The 16,142-nt window shown below is 63.0% G+C and carries 14 protein-coding genes and 4 pseudogenes; 11 read left to right on the forward strand and 7 right to left on the reverse strand.

Annotated elements, in window-relative coordinates; genetic code table 11:
* Positions 1 to 44 precede the first annotated feature (44 nt).
* From ACZ7NC_RS41895 to ACZ7NC_RS41905, 3 genes and pseudogenes are all read left to right on the forward strand, one after another.
* Positions 45 to 656, forward strand: a complete 612-nt coding sequence (locus ACZ7NC_RS41895; protein ID WP_471496986.1) for an IS630 family transposase — start codon at positions 45 to 47, stop codon at positions 654 to 656.
* A 630-nt stretch (positions 657 to 1,286) separates the two neighbouring features.
* Entirely contained in the window at positions 1,287 to 2,237 is a 951-nt protein-coding gene (locus tag ACZ7NC_RS41900) for an LCP family protein (protein ID WP_471496988.1), read from the forward strand.
* A 68-nt stretch (positions 2,238 to 2,305) separates the two neighbouring features.
* Positions 2,306 to 2,417, forward strand: a pseudogene (locus ACZ7NC_RS41905) (IS5/IS1182 family transposase); the annotation flags it as partial.
* Positions 2,418 to 2,419: 2 nt separating this feature from the next.
* Here ACZ7NC_RS41905 and ACZ7NC_RS41910 read toward each other — a convergent pair.
* Both ACZ7NC_RS41910 and ACZ7NC_RS41915 read right to left on the reverse strand, forming a co-directional pair.
* Positions 2,420 to 2,568, reverse strand: a pseudogene (locus ACZ7NC_RS41910) (DUF3159 domain-containing protein); the annotation flags it as partial.
* A 646-nt stretch (positions 2,569 to 3,214) separates the two neighbouring features.
* Positions 3,215 to 3,520 (reverse strand): chaplin, encoded by a 306-nt coding sequence (locus tag ACZ7NC_RS41915; RefSeq protein WP_471496990.1) that lies wholly within the window; start codon positions 3,518 to 3,520, stop codon positions 3,215 to 3,217.
* A gap of 549 nt (positions 3,521 to 4,069) precedes the next feature.
* Here ACZ7NC_RS41915 and ACZ7NC_RS41920 point away from each other — a divergent pair.
* The 4 genes and pseudogenes from ACZ7NC_RS41920 to ACZ7NC_RS41935 all read left to right on the forward strand — a co-directional run.
* Positions 4,070 to 4,510, forward strand: a complete 441-nt coding sequence (locus tag ACZ7NC_RS41920; protein WP_471497014.1) for a transposase — start codon at positions 4,070 to 4,072, stop codon at positions 4,508 to 4,510.
* A 239-nt stretch (positions 4,511 to 4,749) separates the two neighbouring features.
* Positions 4,750 to 5,073: a hypothetical protein gene (locus tag ACZ7NC_RS41925; RefSeq protein ID WP_471496992.1), complete on the forward strand. Its 324-nt coding sequence runs from the start codon at positions 4,750 to 4,752 to the stop codon at positions 5,071 to 5,073.
* Between the two features lie 697 nt (positions 5,074 to 5,770).
* Positions 5,771 to 6,715: a class I SAM-dependent methyltransferase gene (locus ACZ7NC_RS41930; RefSeq protein WP_471496994.1), complete on the forward strand. Its 945-nt coding sequence runs from the start codon at positions 5,771 to 5,773 to the stop codon at positions 6,713 to 6,715.
* Between the two features lie 31 nt (positions 6,716 to 6,746).
* Positions 6,747 to 7,050 (forward strand): annotated as a pseudogene (locus ACZ7NC_RS41935) (transposase); the annotation flags it as partial.
* A 209-nt stretch (positions 7,051 to 7,259) separates the two neighbouring features.
* On the opposite strand, the gene ACZ7NC_RS41940 reads toward ACZ7NC_RS41935, so the two are convergent.
* Both ACZ7NC_RS41940 and ACZ7NC_RS41945 read right to left on the reverse strand, forming a co-directional pair.
* The gene (locus tag ACZ7NC_RS41940) at positions 7,260 to 7,742 is read right to left on the reverse strand and encodes a ricin-type beta-trefoil lectin domain protein (RefSeq protein WP_471496997.1); all 483 of its coding nucleotides are present in this window, start codon (positions 7,740 to 7,742) and stop codon (positions 7,260 to 7,262) included.
* Positions 7,743 to 8,157: 415 nt separating this feature from the next.
* Positions 8,158 to 8,461: pseudogene (locus ACZ7NC_RS41945) on the reverse strand (IS110 family transposase); the annotation flags it as partial.
* A gap of 281 nt (positions 8,462 to 8,742) precedes the next feature.
* Between ACZ7NC_RS41945 and ACZ7NC_RS41950 the strand changes: the two are divergent.
* Entirely contained in the window at positions 8,743 to 8,982 is a 240-nt protein-coding gene (locus ACZ7NC_RS41950; RefSeq protein ID WP_471497000.1) for a hypothetical protein, read from the forward strand.
* Between the two features lie 190 nt (positions 8,983 to 9,172).
* On the opposite strand, the gene ACZ7NC_RS41955 is transcribed toward ACZ7NC_RS41950, so the two are convergent.
* Entirely contained in the window at positions 9,173 to 9,496 is a 324-nt protein-coding gene (locus tag ACZ7NC_RS41955; RefSeq protein ID WP_471497002.1) for a hypothetical protein, read from the reverse strand.
* 338 nt (positions 9,497 to 9,834) lie between these two features.
* Here ACZ7NC_RS41955 and ACZ7NC_RS41960 point away from each other — a divergent pair, with 338 nt between their 5' ends.
* The 3 genes from ACZ7NC_RS41960 (at position 9,835) to ACZ7NC_RS41970 (ending at position 13,953) form a co-directional block, all read left to right on the forward strand.
* Entirely contained in the window at positions 9,835 to 10,335 is a 501-nt protein-coding gene (locus ACZ7NC_RS41960; RefSeq protein WP_471497004.1) for a hypothetical protein, read from the forward strand.
* Positions 10,336 to 12,360: 2,025 nt separating this feature from the next.
* Positions 12,361 to 12,630, forward strand: coding sequence for a hypothetical protein (locus tag ACZ7NC_RS41965; RefSeq protein WP_471497006.1), 270 nt, complete (start codon positions 12,361 to 12,363; stop codon positions 12,628 to 12,630).
* Between the two features lie 66 nt (positions 12,631 to 12,696).
* Positions 12,697 to 13,953 (forward strand): endonuclease/exonuclease/phosphatase family protein, encoded by a 1,257-nt coding sequence (locus ACZ7NC_RS41970; protein ID WP_471497008.1) that lies wholly within the window; start codon positions 12,697 to 12,699, stop codon positions 13,951 to 13,953.
* A 79-nt stretch (positions 13,954 to 14,032) separates the two neighbouring features.
* On the opposite strand, the gene ACZ7NC_RS41975 is transcribed toward ACZ7NC_RS41970, so the two are convergent.
* Both ACZ7NC_RS41975 and ACZ7NC_RS41980 read right to left on the reverse strand, forming a co-directional pair.
* Positions 14,033 to 14,899: a squalene/phytoene synthase family protein gene (locus ACZ7NC_RS41975; protein ID WP_471497010.1), complete on the reverse strand. Its 867-nt coding sequence runs from the start codon at positions 14,897 to 14,899 to the stop codon at positions 14,033 to 14,035.
* A 79-nt stretch (positions 14,900 to 14,978) separates the two neighbouring features.
* Positions 14,979 to 15,449 (reverse strand): CBS domain-containing protein, encoded by a 471-nt coding sequence (locus tag ACZ7NC_RS41980; RefSeq protein ID WP_471497012.1) that lies wholly within the window; start codon positions 15,447 to 15,449, stop codon positions 14,979 to 14,981.
* Positions 15,450 to 16,142: the final 693 nt, after the last annotated feature.

Consider the following 16,142-nt stretch of genomic DNA (forward strand, 5'->3'; position numbering starts at 1 on the left):
CCGAAGGTGCGGGCCGTGGAGCGTGATGAGGAGGCGATTGCCGCATGGCGCGCGGAGACGTGGCCGGCGGCCTCCCATCCGCGCAGGTCACAGCCGCCGGTGGATGGGTCTGCTTCGAGGACGAGGCCGGGGCCTGGCTGAACGGGCCCATCCGCCGTACCTGGGGCAAGGCCGGTCAGACGCCGGTACTGCGCATGTCCCAGAAGCGCAACGGCAAGATCAGCATGGCCGCCTGGGTGTGCTTCAAGGACGGTGAGGAGCCCCGGATGATCTATGCGGTCAAGCCGTCGGGCGGCTACACGAAGAAGGACTTCCCCCGCTTCCTCGCCTTGCTGCACCGCCGTCTGGACGGCCCGGTCACCGTCATCTGGGACAATTACTCCAGCCACATCAGCAGACATGTGAAGCAGTACACGCAGCAGCGGGGCTGGCTCACGATCATCCAGATGCCGTCCTACGCACCGGAGTTGAACCCGGTCGAGCTGCTGTGGGCGCATGCCAAGGAGAAGATCGCGAACCGGGCGTTCCGTTCGATTGACGAACTTCACCGGGCCGTGAAGAAGGCCCTGCGCTACATCCAGCGCCATCCCGAACTCCTCATCGGATTCCTCGCCGGAACCGGCCTCGAACTCGCTCCACCGGCATCAAGCCCATAGTCAAAAATCAGTACCACCGACAGGTGATCGACGCGGTGCGCTACCGCACGGGTACGCCTTCTTCGCCCGCTGGCGGGACGCGGGGCTGGTGGCCGAGCTGAACTACCGGCTGCGCGGAGCCGTCCGCGCTGCGGAGAATTGCGAGGGGGAGCCGAATGCGGCGGTCGTGGACTCACAGTCGGTGAAGGCGTGTGCCACCGTCATCTTGCCTCCCGGGAGTACGACACCGGCAAGAAGATCAACGGACGTTCTGCCGTCATAGCCGCCCTGTTCCACCGTCATATACGTAGTGGCAGCGGATCGCCCATAGATCACTGGGTCCATCCTGCGGATGAGGGCACGCTGCTGCGGGGGGTGGGGGTGTGCAGATAGCGAGGCAGCCATGCCTTGACAAGTTGCAGCGGAAGGATGGCTGGCGTGGGCGACAGCCACAGGACTGGGCGTGCACGGAAGCGGTCTGGAATGACGGCGGGCACCACACCCCGAAGCCGACATCACGGCCAGTCGGCACGTTTGTCGCCGCGGGGCGGACTAATTGGGTGGACAGTCGTTGTCCTATCCCTATTGGTCCTCACGGTGGCCGCTGTCGGAGCCGGACTCTACCGCCATCTGGAGGGAAATATCCAAGTCTTGGATATCGAGAGCAAGTTCGGTGAGAAGCGTCCGTCCAGCCTTAGCCGTGAGGCCAGGAACATTCTAGTCGTTGGTTCCGACAGCCGTATGGGAACGAATGGCGAGTACGGCCACGGCCTGGAGGGCATGCGATCGGACTCGCTGATGGTTGTCCACATCGCAGCGAACCGGCAATGGGCCATGGTGGTATCCCTGCCACGCGACTCATATGTCGAGATCCCTGCCTGCGACCGTGGCGACGGAACTCAGTCCACTCCTCACCATTTCAAAATCAACGAAGCGTATTCCATTGGCGGCTCCAAGGGTGACATCAGAGGCGCAGTTGCCTGCACCATGAAGACGATCGAGGCGAACACCGGTTTGCGCATTGACAACTTCGTGGTGGTCGACTTTCAGGGCTTCAAAGGCATGGTGAACGCCCTCGACGGCATCGAAATCTGTCTCAGGGAACCTATCGGCGACACCAACTCGCAGCTCCATCTGGATGCAGGATGCCAGACCGTCAATGATGAAGAGGCTCTGGGCTACGTACGCGCCCGCTACAGCATCGGCAACGGCAGTGACACCGGACGCATCGGCCGCCAGCAGGAGTTCATGGAGGCTTTAGTCGACAAGGTTGAGCAGAAACTCACGACCCCCAGCGCGTTGTACGGGTTCCTGGAGTCCGCGACCGAATCGCTCACTATGGACAAGGAATTGGCCGAAAGCAGGTCACTGTACGACGTCGCAGCGAGTCTCAGGAAGATCCCCAGGCGCCGACTCACCTTTGTCACCGTTCCCAACTACCCACGCGAGGTAGATGTTCCGACAGACAAGGCCAATGTTGTTTGGCGATACCCTCAAGCCCAGACTCTCTTCTCCTCGCTGGCGGCGGACAGGGAAGTTGACATGGAGGAGTTGGAATTGGGTGAGGGTGTCCCGAGGAGCAGTGCAGCTCCAGCAAGCTGAGGTGCAGATGGTCGGCTGTTGCCGGCCGCGACGAGGTGCGGCAGCTGTTGGATCTGTCGACCTATGAGATTGGTGTGCGCGTCGCCCGCTATGGGCGTCGAGTCCAGCGAACGTTTGCGCCGCAGCCTTTCGGCGGTCAAGCGCACGATGTCGTGGTTATCCGGCTATCGCAGACTCAGCTCCACCATGAACATCAAGGAGAGGGTCAACGCGGTGATCGCCGACACACGCAAATCACCGTGAAGATCGTAACGAAGAGAAGTCCGGGCAGGACTGTTTCGATCATGCCCCAGATGCCACCGTACGCCTCGGAGAGCCCGGCATCGGTGATTGCGCGGGCGCGGTCCGTCTCTGTTCGACGTTTGGATTTGACTTAACGAAAGTCCTCATCAGTTACTCCCCGAGGGGCGCGGCTGGTGTTGCGAGTTGTCCCGCATCTGATGGCCATGGCGCATTGGGTTAAGCCTCAATGCCATGAGATCGCGCCCCCGCTCCCATGTCTAAGGTCGCGCGTCTCGTGGGATCGACGCACCGATCGTCTCGGTGTCATCCGAAGCCGCATGAGGTGTGGATCCTTCTGTCATGGCGCAACCGGTCGACCCATGTGTAGCAATGCCCAGACGTCTCGGTCGAGGGGCACCATCATATTGCGTAGCGTACTGGGAAGCGCGGACAGCGCTGTAAGCCAGATCACCTCCACAATCGATAATCGATATCTCGTCACCGAATCCGGCCCAACGACGGAGCTGGTGGTACGGTGAAAGACGGCCGCCTGGGTCGTGCTGCCGCACGAGCTCTCCGAGGGAAGCCCCCCCGATGACCTGCTGCAGAATCGCCCGCCGGGCGAACGAGGGGCGAGCTGCAACGATGAGATTTCCGAGCTGCCCGTTCGTGGTAGTCGGGTCGAGATGGACGCTCTGATTCCGGCGCAAGGCGGACGGCCCGCCCCCCTTCGGAGTGCGGGCCGCCGAACTGCATCAGCTGTTGTGGCACTCGTTCCCTGACGCGGGGTTTAAGAGTGCGAGGACGTTGATGCTGTTTCCGCAGAGATTTACTGGCACCTGGATAGGCACCTGGACAATGTTGCCGGACAGTAAGCCTGAACTGTTGGCCGCGACTGCAGTGGTGGGATTGGGGTCTGCATGAGCAGCGGTCGCTTGTCCAAGGGCTACGGCGCAGGCCAGTGTGGCTGTGATGGTCAAGGTGCGAAGACGCATAATTTGCCTCCACGATCGGCGTTTTTCTGACATTGCAATGACACGCCATGTCAGGGAGATGCGCATCCGCAACTACGCCACTTGGGTGTGGAGCAACTGACCATAGGGTGCTGAGAGATTGACGACGCATCGGTCCTCGCTGTGCTGATCACCACTCGGGATGGCTGCGGCGCCTCACCGTGCAAGTCACCTCTCGAGAGGGCACAATCCAGAGTATGAGCACAGAGAATCGGCCGACCATTGACCTGAACCGTTTCGAAGAATTAGCTAGGATAGTAGCCGCGATCAGGCTCGGCGGTAGGCACTCAACTCCCGAATGGTACGAACCGCGTGATCCAGCATTGGATGACGCGATCCGAGACAACCATGAAATCCACAGATGGGCTCTATATCTACTGGGTGAGCTCGGGATCGGTGTACGTTTCGATGACCCAAAAGAAGCGGTGCTGGCCCTTCGGTTCATGCCTCCGCCAAAGGGCCCTGAATAGGGTCAAATTGTAGTTCAGGGGTGGAAGGGCATGGAGCGGCAACGCCTGGGTCCGTCTTCAAAGATCACTGGATGGTGGATCACGGTTGCGTGATACGTAGCTATGAACTTACGAGGCGGGTGGGGGAATTGGTCGGTCATCTGATTCCGGGGGCCGCGGCAGGGCTTCCTTGCGTGGGGGCCGGCAGGCCATCAACGGAGTGTTCTGCAAGATCCGGACGGGGATCTCGTGGCGTGACCTGCCGGAACGCTGCGGCTCCTGGAAGACGGTTTACACCCGCCTTAGACTGGCTCGCCCAGATCGACTCGGCCATCGTCCGCGCCTACCAGCACGCTGCTGCCAATCGGCAGGAACGGGGGGATCCGCAGGCGGACGAAACGGCGGATCAGGCCTTCGGCCGATCCCGCGGAGGACTGGCCACCACAATCCACTTCGACTGCGAGGGCAAAGGCTGCCCGCTCGCAACGGATTTCGTTCCTACCTGCGCAACACGGTGACCACCCACACCATTGTCGAGCGAATCGATCCCGCAAGTTTAAAAGACCCCGATGATGATTCGACCGACTGACCGACACACCTACCGCCGCCACACTACCCTCGAGCGCTGCTTCAGCGGGCAAGATCAGTTCGAAGACGGACCCTGGTCTATCTGGATTCCCGGTCGGCGGGAGACAGTGCCCGCGGACTCAGCGATGATGAGGAAGACTTCGTCGTCCAAGTGGCTACCCGACCGGTCTAGCTGGGCGTGAATTTCACCCGCTGGTCGCTGCGCAGTTGGTGGCTTACCTACGCGAAGTCCGCGGTCGGATGACCTTCATGAACCGCAAGCCTTACGTTGCCTGCTCGCCTGTCGCGGCATCACCTTCCAGCAGCAAGATATGGAAGGAGTCCCCGGACCCCGACCGCGAGGTGAAGCTGGACCGCATCGACGAGGTCCTGGACTGGTCTTTACCTTCGACGAGTTCGGCCCGCTCGGGATGCGGCCCCGTCGGCTCGGGCGATGCACGTAAACACGCCGAAAGGCTGTCGGCCGTCTTCCCCGGCACCCACTGGGGTGTAACCCAGCGCAGGAAGGGCTCCGCCCACACGCTTGCCGTGATTGAAGTCGATCCCTGTCGCTCGGCCCGATGACGTATCGGTCTTCCCTTCAGGACCGGCAGCCCATTCGGCGAGTCGTGCGCTGTGGCGGGAATCGGTTGTTGTAGCGTCTCTAACGCTCTAAGGGACGCAGGACCCGCGCTCGTGGGAGTTCCTGCCCCATTCACCCCAATCCCGCGCTGGAACGGGGGGAACCAAAGTGCGACCGATTGACGGCCCGGGCACAAGAGCCATTGACCGGTTGCTTCACCTGCCCGGATGCATGCGTCGACTCCCCAGGCACTTTAGTCGCTGTCTGCAGAGGTTCAGGAAACGAGTGAGGATGGAACTGGCAGGTCCTGATGGAACAGGCGCACGCTTCCGAATCGGCCAGTGAATGTATGAATGGTTCATCTGAAACGGCCGCGACGATGTGCATTCGTTTAGCTCTTGAAGTGCAGAATCGTTTCCATATCGGTTGTTGGGCTTCGCGGGCATTGTTACTCCCCGGTACACGGAGACTGCATAGCACCCGCATATATCCAGCCAGTGATACGGCAGCTGGCGTGCAGCGCGCCGTACTGGAAGCCACAAGGGGTTGAGCGAACTCTGCCTGACGGCTGATCCGTGTGTGAGCAAGCGGCGGTTTATGAGATCACCGCCGCCTGCCTGCAGGGCGCCTGCTCCTTGATCAAGACAGTCCAGCCAATCTCCTAAACGGACCATCGCAACGAGGATGTGCTTGCCTCTCATGACCACTGCACATAAGGCTCTCCCGCGGCCCCGCCGACTCGACGACGTCCAGGGCTGGTTCCCCTTACTTGACCAGGTGCTCTTTGACTGGTTCCTGCGCAGGCAGGAGGCCGCGGGCGTCCGTGGCGATCTGCTGGAAGTCGGGGTCTACATGGGCAAGAGCGCGATCTTCTTGGGCCGCTATCTTCAAGAGGGCGAACGCTATACAGTGTGCGACCTCTTCGAGGGTGAGGCCCCTGACGAAGCGAACCGAGTTGAGGCGGAGAAGTCCTACAGCGCGCTCACCCGCCAGGTCTTCGAGGCAAACTACCTCTCCTTCCATGACGAGCTTCCGCGCGTTGTGCACGGTCCCAGCTCACTCGTGCCGGATGAGGTCGAACCCGGTTCCTGTCGGTTTGTACACATCGACGGTTCACACCTGTACGAGCATGTCTACGATGACATCGGCGCTGCGCGTGACGTCCTGTTACCTGACGGTATCGTCGTACTGGACGACTTTCGCTCCGAGCACACTCCTGGCGTTTCCGTCGCGGCCTGGGAGGCCGTGCTCACCCGGGGGCTTCGTCCCGTATGCCTGACCACACAGAAGCTATACGGCACCTGGGGTGACCCAGAGCCAGTACAAAAGGAGCTGCTGACGATGGCCCGCGGCCGTACCGACTGCGGCCTGAGCAGGCAGGTGGCCGCTGGACACCATCTCCTTCGCCTGAAGTCTAAGAGCATGAAGGCCCCTGATTTCCCGATGTCCCGCTACGCGGAGGCGCCGGAACCCACGGTGCCTGTGCCCGTGTCCGTCGGCCGGACGGCCGCCTCGAATCCAGCGAATTCTGAGGTGCACCGCCGTGCCCGCCGCCTGGCGATGGACCTGCTGCCTCCACTCCTCACCCGCGCCATCCGAAAGGCCCGCACGGTAAGCAGGCATCACACCGGTGTGCGTGCCTAGGTCGTGTCCGTAAGGCGCTTGGTGCGTTGATCTGTTCGTGGTGCGTCGTCACGAGCTGACTGATCAGGCAAGGGCGGCTATTGAGCCGTTGCTGGCTGCGTCGCGGATGATCTGCCCGGTCCGCGGCCGGCGGCAGGTCCTCAACCGCGTTTCCTGGGTGGAAGCTGCCACCGGAGCGGCCTGGCGGGATCTGCCCGATAGCTACGGGGCCGCGGAAGACTGTCTACGAACGCTTCCGCCGCTGGTCCGGCGACGACACCTGGGACCGCTTGCTGGCCCACATCCAGCATACCGATGCCGTCGACCGGATCATCGTGTGCATCCACTCCACCACAGGCCTTCGCCTGCCAACGACCTGCCCTGCCCCATCGGACAGGCCCTGGTGTATTGATCACGAGCGTTGTTGACGCTGAGCGGGCTTGATCATGGCGAAGGCCTCCGGCGTCGGACCTTGAGCCGAAGGCCTGTGGAAGGAAGGGGCTCCGAGACGCATTGGCTGCGTGCCTGCAGGGGCTGAGTGGTTGTGGTGGGAGCGGCCCGTCAGTCAACCGATCGGGTACCAGCGTTGCTCGAGGGACCCGTCGCAGAGCTGCAAGACTGTGGTGTTGGCGGGGGCCGCGCTGATGCACTCGTACGGTAACTGAACGCTGGCGATGGCGGAGCCCTCACCACTGAGTCGGTAGTCCCACTGCTGTGCGGAGTCATTCGGACGACAATGCTCCAGACGCACATTGTGCTCCGTGTCCGTGGCCGTGACGCAGCGCGCCGGGAACAATCTGCTCTCTAATTGGAAACCCGGGTGACCGGGCCGGAGGTGGAACTCCTGGGCCGCTGTTCGGTTCGGCTGAACTGTCCCGAGGATACCGTCCCTGCCCAGAACACCGAGGTAGAGGTGCGTGGCAGCATGGTAGAAGCGGTGCCAGCCCGCAGTTCCCGTCCCATCCGCGGTTGCCCGCGCGCTGCCGGAAGCAGCCACCAGCACCGCCGCGAGCAGCGCTCCAGTCGCAGCACGCCTGGTCTCTGTCATCGTCACGTCCCATCTGAACCATGGCCGCTAGCAGGCGTGGAAAGCCACCCTCGGTGGCACATGGCAAGTGCCACGCGGGGAATCCAATGCCCCAATCGCCCGCCGACGAAAGGCGTATTCCAGACGTAGGATGCGCGGCGGCCTCAGGGACCCACGGTTAGGCCGAAAACAGTTGGAATGAGTCCCCCAGGGCAGCACGACCAGATGTTCTATGCGGCGCTGTTGTTTGCCGACTTTGGTATCCAGATTGCTGGAACCAAACACTGTCATCCTGGGCCAGGGGAATCGGGGGGGCTGGTTGATTCCGCTTCTGGAGTGCGTAGTACCGTCCGTGAACGCCCGCGCGGAGATGGGGCTCCTCGACTGCTGCGCCACATTCGACCTGGAAGCTGCGGGCCTGCGGGGTGGCCTTCTGCCGCTCGGCGCCGATTCGCCGGATGGCAGCGAGGGTCTGGTGGCCGGTCAGTAAGGTGAGCGGGCCGCTGTTGGTCAGATCCAACGCCCGTTCCAGGCTGTGGAAGAGGCCCGTCAGGAGGCCACGGAGGCGGTTGACGGTCCGGGTACGGTGGGCTACGAGGTCCATGCGCCGACCGTGAGGATCTTGAGGTCGTCGGTGACGGTTTCGGCTGTGGTGGGTAAGGGTCGCGGCGGACCCGGCCCTGGTCAGCGATGACAGCGGCATCTTTGGCCTCGGTTTTGCCCTCGCTGCGGTAGCTGTCTAAGTACTGCTTGCGCACGTCTTCGACGCGAGCAGTGGATGCCTCCCGCCGCATGGTGTAGCTGCTCAGGCCGTCAGTGCGCGGGTGTCTGGCCGGAGCGTGCCCCCAACTGGCGTTTTCTGCCCTGAACAAGGGCAGGCTACCGCGGAGTCTCTCTGGTGAACGGTCAGTTGAACCGGCCGCCGACGGAGTTGAGAATGCTCCGGGTCTGTAGGATCCTCTCCCAGGCCATGGACGTCCCATTGGCATCCCACCACCGCCGGTCGCGAAATCCCCGACTGATGGTCGGCGACAGCGAGTCGGGCTTCAATTCGCGCGATACGTCCATGCGGGATCGAAAAGGGATCGGTGAGTGGCGGCCCACCATCCGCAGTATTTTCGCGCAGCCGTTCGCGCCCAGCTGGACGTGGTCGCTGACATGTGCGGACGCCATTTCCCCAGGTCAAGAAGTGTTTCTAAGATGCAAGGCGCTGATTCTCACCGTGACCAAGAAGATCCTGTCCATTTTGACAGTCGAATGACATCCATAGTCGCGATACGCCGTTTACACTCGATGCATACATAGACCATGGCTCGTCCTGCTTGGCAATCCTGACAGCAAGGTGAGTTATGCACAGACGTATGCGGAATTGTCGATGGCTGTTAGTGAGTGGCGCCGTCGCGATATTTTGCGCGGCGCTGATCTCAGTGGGTGTTGGCATGGCCGCTGACTCACCCGTCGCGCAGCCATCGGCGGCAGGTTCTGCCGGGCCAGGACTGCAATATGCCGGCAAGGCCAGTGGTGCGTTCGCCGTCAACAACGTGGGCCGGCTGGTGGCTGATCCTCGCAACGCACTCTTCATTCAGCACGCCGCCAACCCGGTGATTAGTGGGGCGAACCTCTACGGTGCGAATCCCGTCAAGGCGGATGGCAGGTGGAACGTCTACTTCGGCGGTTGGCTCACCCAGACGACATACGACGAGATCTACATGGCCACCACCCTCGATGACACCCTGGCCGGCGGCTACTCCGACATCAAAACGATCATCGGTCATGGTGTCTACGCCCACGTCAATGACCCCTCCGCGGTGAAGCGCAACTTCGGCTGGGTCATGGCGATGACCACGGCGACCTCTGTCGCGGCCGACGACCATTGCTCGATTCTCAGCTCGTCCGACGGTGTGAACTGGCCCCAGCTGACCGACCGCAGCCACGAGGTCAACTTTGTCGGCGCGAGTGTCCCCAAGTGCGCCCGTCCCTCACTGATCTGGAACGCCGACTACGACAACGGCACCGGGCGGTGGGAAATGTACTTTGACGCTCGGTCAACGGCGGCCCTCACGGCCAGCACCTCGCCGTTTCAAGTGAGACCATCCCGAAGAACTTCACGTACGTGGCAAGGGTCGGTGACTTCGTCGACGCCGATATCCGCCTGCTCAACCGCCAGTATATTGCCGCCTACCGGCCCACATGGGTCGGCGACCCGGTCTGGCGCATCCACTCTGCCACCAGCACCGGCGGTGTCCACTTCACCGACCACGGAAGCCTGCTCGGCACTCACGATCTGCAGCCGTTCGACGACTGCGGCGTCACCAACCCTGGCTGGGCCATCAACGAAAAGGGTCTGATCACCTCCCTGATGTATGGAGGCACTGCCAGCTGCAACTACAACGCCCACAAGCTCGGCGTCGCAGTCCCGCAGGCCGCCGCCATACTCTATTCCGGCAGCGCAGCCCCTGCTCACAGACTGGCCCTGACCGCCACGGTCCAGCGCATTGACGCGCACCAGTACACCGCGGTCGATCGCATCCAGATCATTGATCAGCCTGGCGCAGCCCCCCGCATCGATCAGCCAGTCGTCGGGACCAGAGGGGACACCTGGTCGATCGGCTAGCCTGCCCGTGGGGCAGTCGCGAAGGCGGGCAGGCCTCGGCACGCTGTCCCGTCATGATGGGTGGTGTTCTGCCTCTGGTATGTAGGCCCAGGGAACCGGTGGCCCTGGGTTGAGCGTTGGGGTCGGTCACGTTCCTGCTTGGTGGCGGGCCCCAACGCGTTGTCCGGTTGATACCAGGCCTGCATGCCATCACGTGCAGGAGCTTTACGCTTTCTCGCGTCAGCTTGCCAGCCGCCTGCGCTGACAGCCTGTTGGCCGCAACCGCCCCTGGCGATGGTCTCTCGCCGCCGCAACTGCGTCTCCTGTCGTGGCCGGTCATCTGCCGGGTTGGCGCTTGGCCGGCGACGCTGGTCAGCACTTTCCACACCGTCTCCTGCTCCTGGGGCGTGGCATGGCAGGGGTCGAAAATCGAACTCGCGGACTGCTCGGAAGGTCGCCGGCGCCGGATGAACTGTTCTGGCGAGGCCCGCTGCCGTACGCCTCGGCGATGGCAGCCGTGACACAATCGGCGATCTGGTCTCCGACAGCAGGCATGGCCAGCAGTTCCTCCCGGGAGAAGCGGGCGACCTCCTCGCCGGTGAGAGAGGCGTCGTACTGATAGAGGGCACGGGCAGCCAAGTGACCCACACGGGTATGGCCAAGCAGATCGAACAGCTCGCCTCCGACACAGCGGGGGCAGATCGCGTCACGTCGTGCCCGTTCCTTGGTACAGGAGGGGCAGTAGTCGGAGGCACGCGGGTTGCCCATGGCTGACGCCGTGACGGCCGGGGTGGACCAGCCGAGCTGTGTGGTGAATTCGCGGGCGGCCAGGGCACTGCGGGTGTGCGGTACCGCGACACTCCTTGAGCATCCCCCGGTGTCGCACCGCACGCCGGTAACGCCGTCTCCAAGAGTGCGCAGCGTGGTCACCTGAGTCACCGCTTTCCTTGCCCGGTCTCCCTCTGCCTGGGGGCCTGACCCAGGACAAGGTTGGTGAGGGCCTTCTCGGCGACGTATGCGACCAGGGACTCCATCCCCGGCAGACAGCGCCGAGCCGTATGTGTAGTGGCGGGTGCCCAGCACGGCATCGATTCCCCAATGGTTCTGTCGTACTCGTCCGTCTGGTCGGCTACGACTTGCGTTTCCTACATAACTCACCGGCCCACGACGGGAGTTGGAAGCACTATGGAAGGAAGTCCGGCCTCGTCGGTGGCGTTGAGAGTGATTTCTACCGAGCGTCCTATGCCGCTGTCGAGCACCGTCCTGATCAGGTCTCCGGCCCGGCCGGAGGGCACCGGCAAATTCACCTTCGGTTGGCCCGAGCGCGCGCCGGCCGGATCACTGTCACCGTCCTCGCGGCTCTCGCCACGATCAGCGCCTTTTGAGGATGGCTCACGACAACGACGTCTTCGCCTTATCGAACATCCCGGCCGGCTCCTGCCAATTGAGTAGCTGTCAGCCATAGACCGCGCCTGAGGCCCGCCTGAAGAAGATCGCCCGGAAGGGTGGCACGGCCGCCTGCTCAACGGCACATCCGTCCCTGCGTCCAGATGCCGGGTCCGAGGCGCACTCATCGCCCTGCAGATGCCTGTATCTTCGCCTCTGAACAGACGAGTAGGGCTTTCGTACCTGCTCGGCTCCCCGTCTGCAGGCTCCTGCGAACCTGCTAGGAGGAGATGAGGAAAAAGGAGTGCCAGGCGGGACGGGTGAGGGCACCTCGGGAGATTGGGATCCCTTCTCCTCTCGTTTTTGCCTAGATGGCGCCTGCGCACTTGAGTGCGAGACGAGGCTGGTGCCCTATGAAACGGCAGCAATGAGCGGCGGAGCGCCCCGCGTTGGCGGTGGCCGGGAACATCGATGCCAACGACGATATCGTCAAGAGGGTCCTCGACAACACTTCCTCTCCTGCTGCCGTGGCTGCCTTCGGTGGCGTTCGTCGCCACCCTCTTGATCCTCGGGATCCGCGATCAGCCCCGGTTGGCTGCCCACGGAGCACTGCGCCCGTCGCCGCTATGCAGGTGCCGCTCTGGCGAGTTCGTCGGCGACGTGGACGATCTGCTTGATGATGTCCTGGCAGATGACCTCGGCCCACACGTGGCGGTGGGCTGGGCGGCGCCCCGCGAAGGGCCCTCCCTGGCCGAGATCGAGGGCGGGCTTGAGGCGCATCTCACGGGGCGTGTCGTCGCCAAGGTTGTCGCCCGCCAACTGCTGGAGGTGAGCCAGTCCCGCTCCAGTTCCCGTAACTGGGTTGGCATCTACGCTGATCCCGGTAATGGCCCGGTCAATGGCCAGCGCCTCGGGGCGTCGGTGAAGTGAAAATACGCCCCAGGCGCCTCGGGTCGGATCTCGATTCCGGCCTCCGGTCTCCGGTCGGGCGCTTACGTGGTCTATTACCTGCACGATAACGGCTATGAGTGGTTGGCCAACCCGGTGACGTTTCGCGTGATGAACTCCGCGCGGTCATCCCCCGGTTCGATGAGCCTGGACCAATTCGATTACCTGGCGGGTGTGCCAGTCTCGATTGCGTACCGCACGAGCTGGCCCGCGTCCCGTAACTGGGTGGGCATCTTTACCGATCCCGGCAACGGCGCCGTCAATGACCGGCGTGTCGGATCCGCGAGCAAGTGGAGGTATGCTCCTCGTTCCTCCGGCCAACTGACGATCCCGACCGACGGCCTCAGCCCCGGGCACTACGTTGCATACTACCTTTACAATGACGGCTACCGCCGGGTGGCCAGCCCGGTGAAGTTTCTCATCCTGCCCTCGACTGCGGCCACCACACTGAAGGTGGCGTCCTTCAACACTTGGAATGCCGCCACCGAGGTGACCGGAGGGCTCGCGAAGGCCACTAAGTTCATCGCCTCTAGTGGCGCGGATGTGGTGGCCCTGCAGGAAACGAGAGGATACTTTGCCAGGGACTTGGCAAGGAGCCTGGGCTGGTACTACTACCAAGGCACCCGCCGCGGCCTGGCCCTTATCAGCAGGTACGCCATCACGCAGACCTTCGGGCCCGTGCTGGACGGCCGCGGACTCGGTGTCCGGCTCAACCTGGGCGCCGGCAAGCAAGCTGTGGTGTGGTCGGTCCACCTGATCTCTCAGGCCTACGGGCCGTACAACGCTTGCTTCGAGGGCATGACGCCAGCACAGATCGAGGATGGTGAGCGGAATTCCTCCGAGCGGGTTAAGCAGATCAACGAGATCCTCAACAGGGCGAAACCCGAGATCAACGCCGCGAAGAGCGGCGGCCCGCCGCTCTTCCTGGCTGGCGACTTCAACTCGCCGTCGCATCTGGACTGGGTACCGGCGGCCGCGAGCCTGAACTGCGGATACGCCTCCGTCAACTGGCCCACCACCAGGGCTGTTGCCGACGCCGGTCTCAAGGACTCGTATCGGGTCGTCCACCCCGATCCGGCAACGTCGCCAGGCGACACCTGGGCCGCCATGGTCCCCAAGAACCGGGATTTCCCCGAGCTGGACGAACCGCAGGACCGCATCGACTTCGTGCACTACGTCGGTGCCGCAACACCGATCAGTTCGACGGTCGAGGTCCGGGGCACGCCACAGCCAGAACCCCACCACCAGAACAACGAATGGGTCAGCAATCACCGTGCAGTGCTGACGACGTTCAACCTGTCCTGAAGTACCGCTACACAGCAGTGAGAGGCCCGTGTGGGGCGTTGAGTGACGCTTCCACACGGGCCGCGGTGGTCGTGGCAGTTCACCGCCGGACCGTTCTGCGATAACGGCATCGACTCACGTCGTCTCCCTGGCCATGTCCGGGAATTGGGTACCGTCGGGCGAGAGTGGTGATTTGCTGGCGGGTGAGCGTGGCTTCCTCGCGTGTTGCGGCGTTGAGGGTGGCGGCGATGATGTCCCACAACAGGTGGGAGAAGTTCCATATGGGTCCGGGAGGAATGGCGTCCAGGTAGTGGGCGCCATGCTTGAGGCTGCGTTGGGCGTACTCGCGCATGTCTGCCGAAGTCCAGCCGTCGGGGAAGAAGTCCACGCCTCGGGCGAGGTCGTCGTTATGGGACCAAAGCATGTGGACCGCTTGTAGGCCGCGGCCATATGCGATGGCGTCGTTCTGGTCGGTGGTGATGCCAGCGTGCCAGTGCCAAAGGGTGCTCAAGCCAACACCGACGGACCCGGCAACGGCGTACGTGTAGCGGTCCAGGTCGGCTTCGGTGGCGATGTGGAAGTCACGCTCGACCCAGTAGGCCATCCGGTCGGCCATGGTGGAGACGGCTTCCCAGAGGTGTGGGGCGGTGTTGGTGGGTGGTACGCGGGTCATCCATCGGCCGAGCTGGAGGGTGACCGGTTCCAGGTGCTGGTGATGCGGTTGGAAGATCGGATCGAAGGCAGTCTCGTCGAATCGGGTCTGAAGGATCCGGGCCACATCGCGCAGAAGTCCGGCTTTCGCTCCTGGCGGCAAGGTGGGGTGATCCTCGATCTGGTCGATGGCCCGGGTGGAGAGATAGTAGGCCGTAACGGCGTCACGCAGATCCCCGTCGAGCTGCATGATTGGTAGCACGAAGGATCTGCTGGTTGCTTCCAGCACAGCAATGGTTTCGGCGTCTGCGGGCATCGGAGAGCACTTTCTGTCGCAAGCTGTTCGCATCGCGCAACTGCGAAGCGGCAATCTTGGGCCCCGTCTTTGCCTGCTGTCATAGGTACCAAGCCCCTTGAGTCACCTGTGCCCTTCCCGGCAAGAAGCGCTTTGTCGGACGACGCTTCGTCAAGAACAGCCGCTTCACTTTTGGGGGTAGCAGGCCGTAGTTCGGAGGGATTAAGGGTCGCGGAAGCGGACCTGCCGAGGAAGCAGCTCTCGGCGATGAAAGCGTGAACGTGTTGAAAGATCGGGCTGTATGCACGTTGCTTCTCAGCGGCTTGGTTTGGTGTCCGGTAGGGTAGCTGGAGGGAATCTCCTGTCCTCTGCTTAACTCTCCTGGTCCCCGGGCCGACAAAACCCGCCCATCAGGCTCAGGGCAGCAATGACGCAATGTTCTCTCGCCCTCGATGACCAGAACGGCGCCGATGTCCTCGTCTCGCATGATCCGGGCCACCGTCGTAACTGGGGTCCGCAGTTCGACCGTCGCCGGGTCGGTCGTCATGACGCCGCGGACGTAGCCAGACATGGTACGACCACACCCTCGGCGTACGCGGCCCCGAGCGAAGCCACCGTTCGATGGGCGGGGTTGTTCCTGTTAATCGGCCGCGAACGGTGGCGTTCGGCTTGCGCTGCGCGCCGATCGACTGCACGCTCGGTGTGACGAGCGGGCCCGCACGGCCGAACAGGCCCTGCTGGCGGCAGACGCGTTGGGCGGTACCGTGCTGACGGTGATCATGCCACGCATGATCACGAGCCGTCGGCCCCGTAGATTGCGGGGTCTTGACCGTGCGACGGCATTGGCCGCGATATAGCACGTCGATAGTGTCGTTCGATCGCCACCAGGGTTGGGAACTGCCTGGTCGGCGTGTGAGGAAGGCGCATCGCCGCGTGATATGGCCGTACGCGAGTTGATGGAGTTGAGCGGTCATGAGCCTGATGGGCCGTTGCGGTTCATCGCCTAGCAGGCTTCGTACTCGTCCCCGGCCAGCGAGCCGAATACACGGCTTGGTTCGCAGGCCGTACCACCGATGCCCGGTCCCCTCAGGCCAACGAGGAGACCGCGAGGACACCCGCTGGTGGAACCTCCGAGAAGCCCTGCCAGGGGCGTGTTGAACACCTGGTGGCCTAGTACTGCAACGGTGCTTGTCGTGACTGCTGGCCAGGTTGGTCGTTGGTGTGGTTATGGGTGGGGGCCTTGCTGATGTCAGGTTGTGGGCCG

This window comes from Streptomyces sp. NPDC111802, assembly GCF_055634335.1.

Excerpts from the sequence above, each read along its gene's own strand:
- ACZ7NC_RS41980 (WP_471497012.1), bottom strand. The coding sequence starts at position 15,449 with ATGTCTGGCTACGTCCGCGGCGTCATGACGACCGACCCGGCGACGGTC.
- ACZ7NC_RS41895 (WP_471496986.1), top strand. The coding sequence starts at position 45 with ATGGCGCGCGGAGACGTGGCCGGCGGCCTCCCATCCGCGCAGGTCACA.
- ACZ7NC_RS41950 (WP_471497000.1), top strand. The coding sequence starts at position 8,743 with ATGGTCGGCGACAGCGAGTCGGGCTTCAATTCGCGCGATACGTCCATG.
- ACZ7NC_RS41930 (WP_471496994.1), top strand. The coding sequence starts at position 5,771 with ATGACCACTGCACATAAGGCTCTCCCGCGGCCCCGCCGACTCGACGAC.
- ACZ7NC_RS41940 (WP_471496997.1), bottom strand. The coding sequence starts at position 7,742 with ATGACAGAGACCAGGCGTGCTGCGACTGGAGCGCTGCTCGCGGCGGTG.
- ACZ7NC_RS41955 (WP_471497002.1), bottom strand. The coding sequence starts at position 9,496 with ATGACCGATGATCGTTTTGATGTCGGAGTAGCCGCCGGCCAGGGTGTC.
- ACZ7NC_RS41915 (WP_471496990.1), bottom strand. The coding sequence starts at position 3,520 with ATGCGCATCTCCCTGACATGGCGTGTCATTGCAATGTCAGAAAAACGC.
- ACZ7NC_RS41925 (WP_471496992.1), top strand. The coding sequence starts at position 4,750 with ATGACCTTCATGAACCGCAAGCCTTACGTTGCCTGCTCGCCTGTCGCG.
- ACZ7NC_RS41975 (WP_471497010.1), bottom strand. The coding sequence starts at position 14,899 with ATGCCCGCAGACGCCGAAACCATTGCTGTGCTGGAAGCAACCAGCAGA.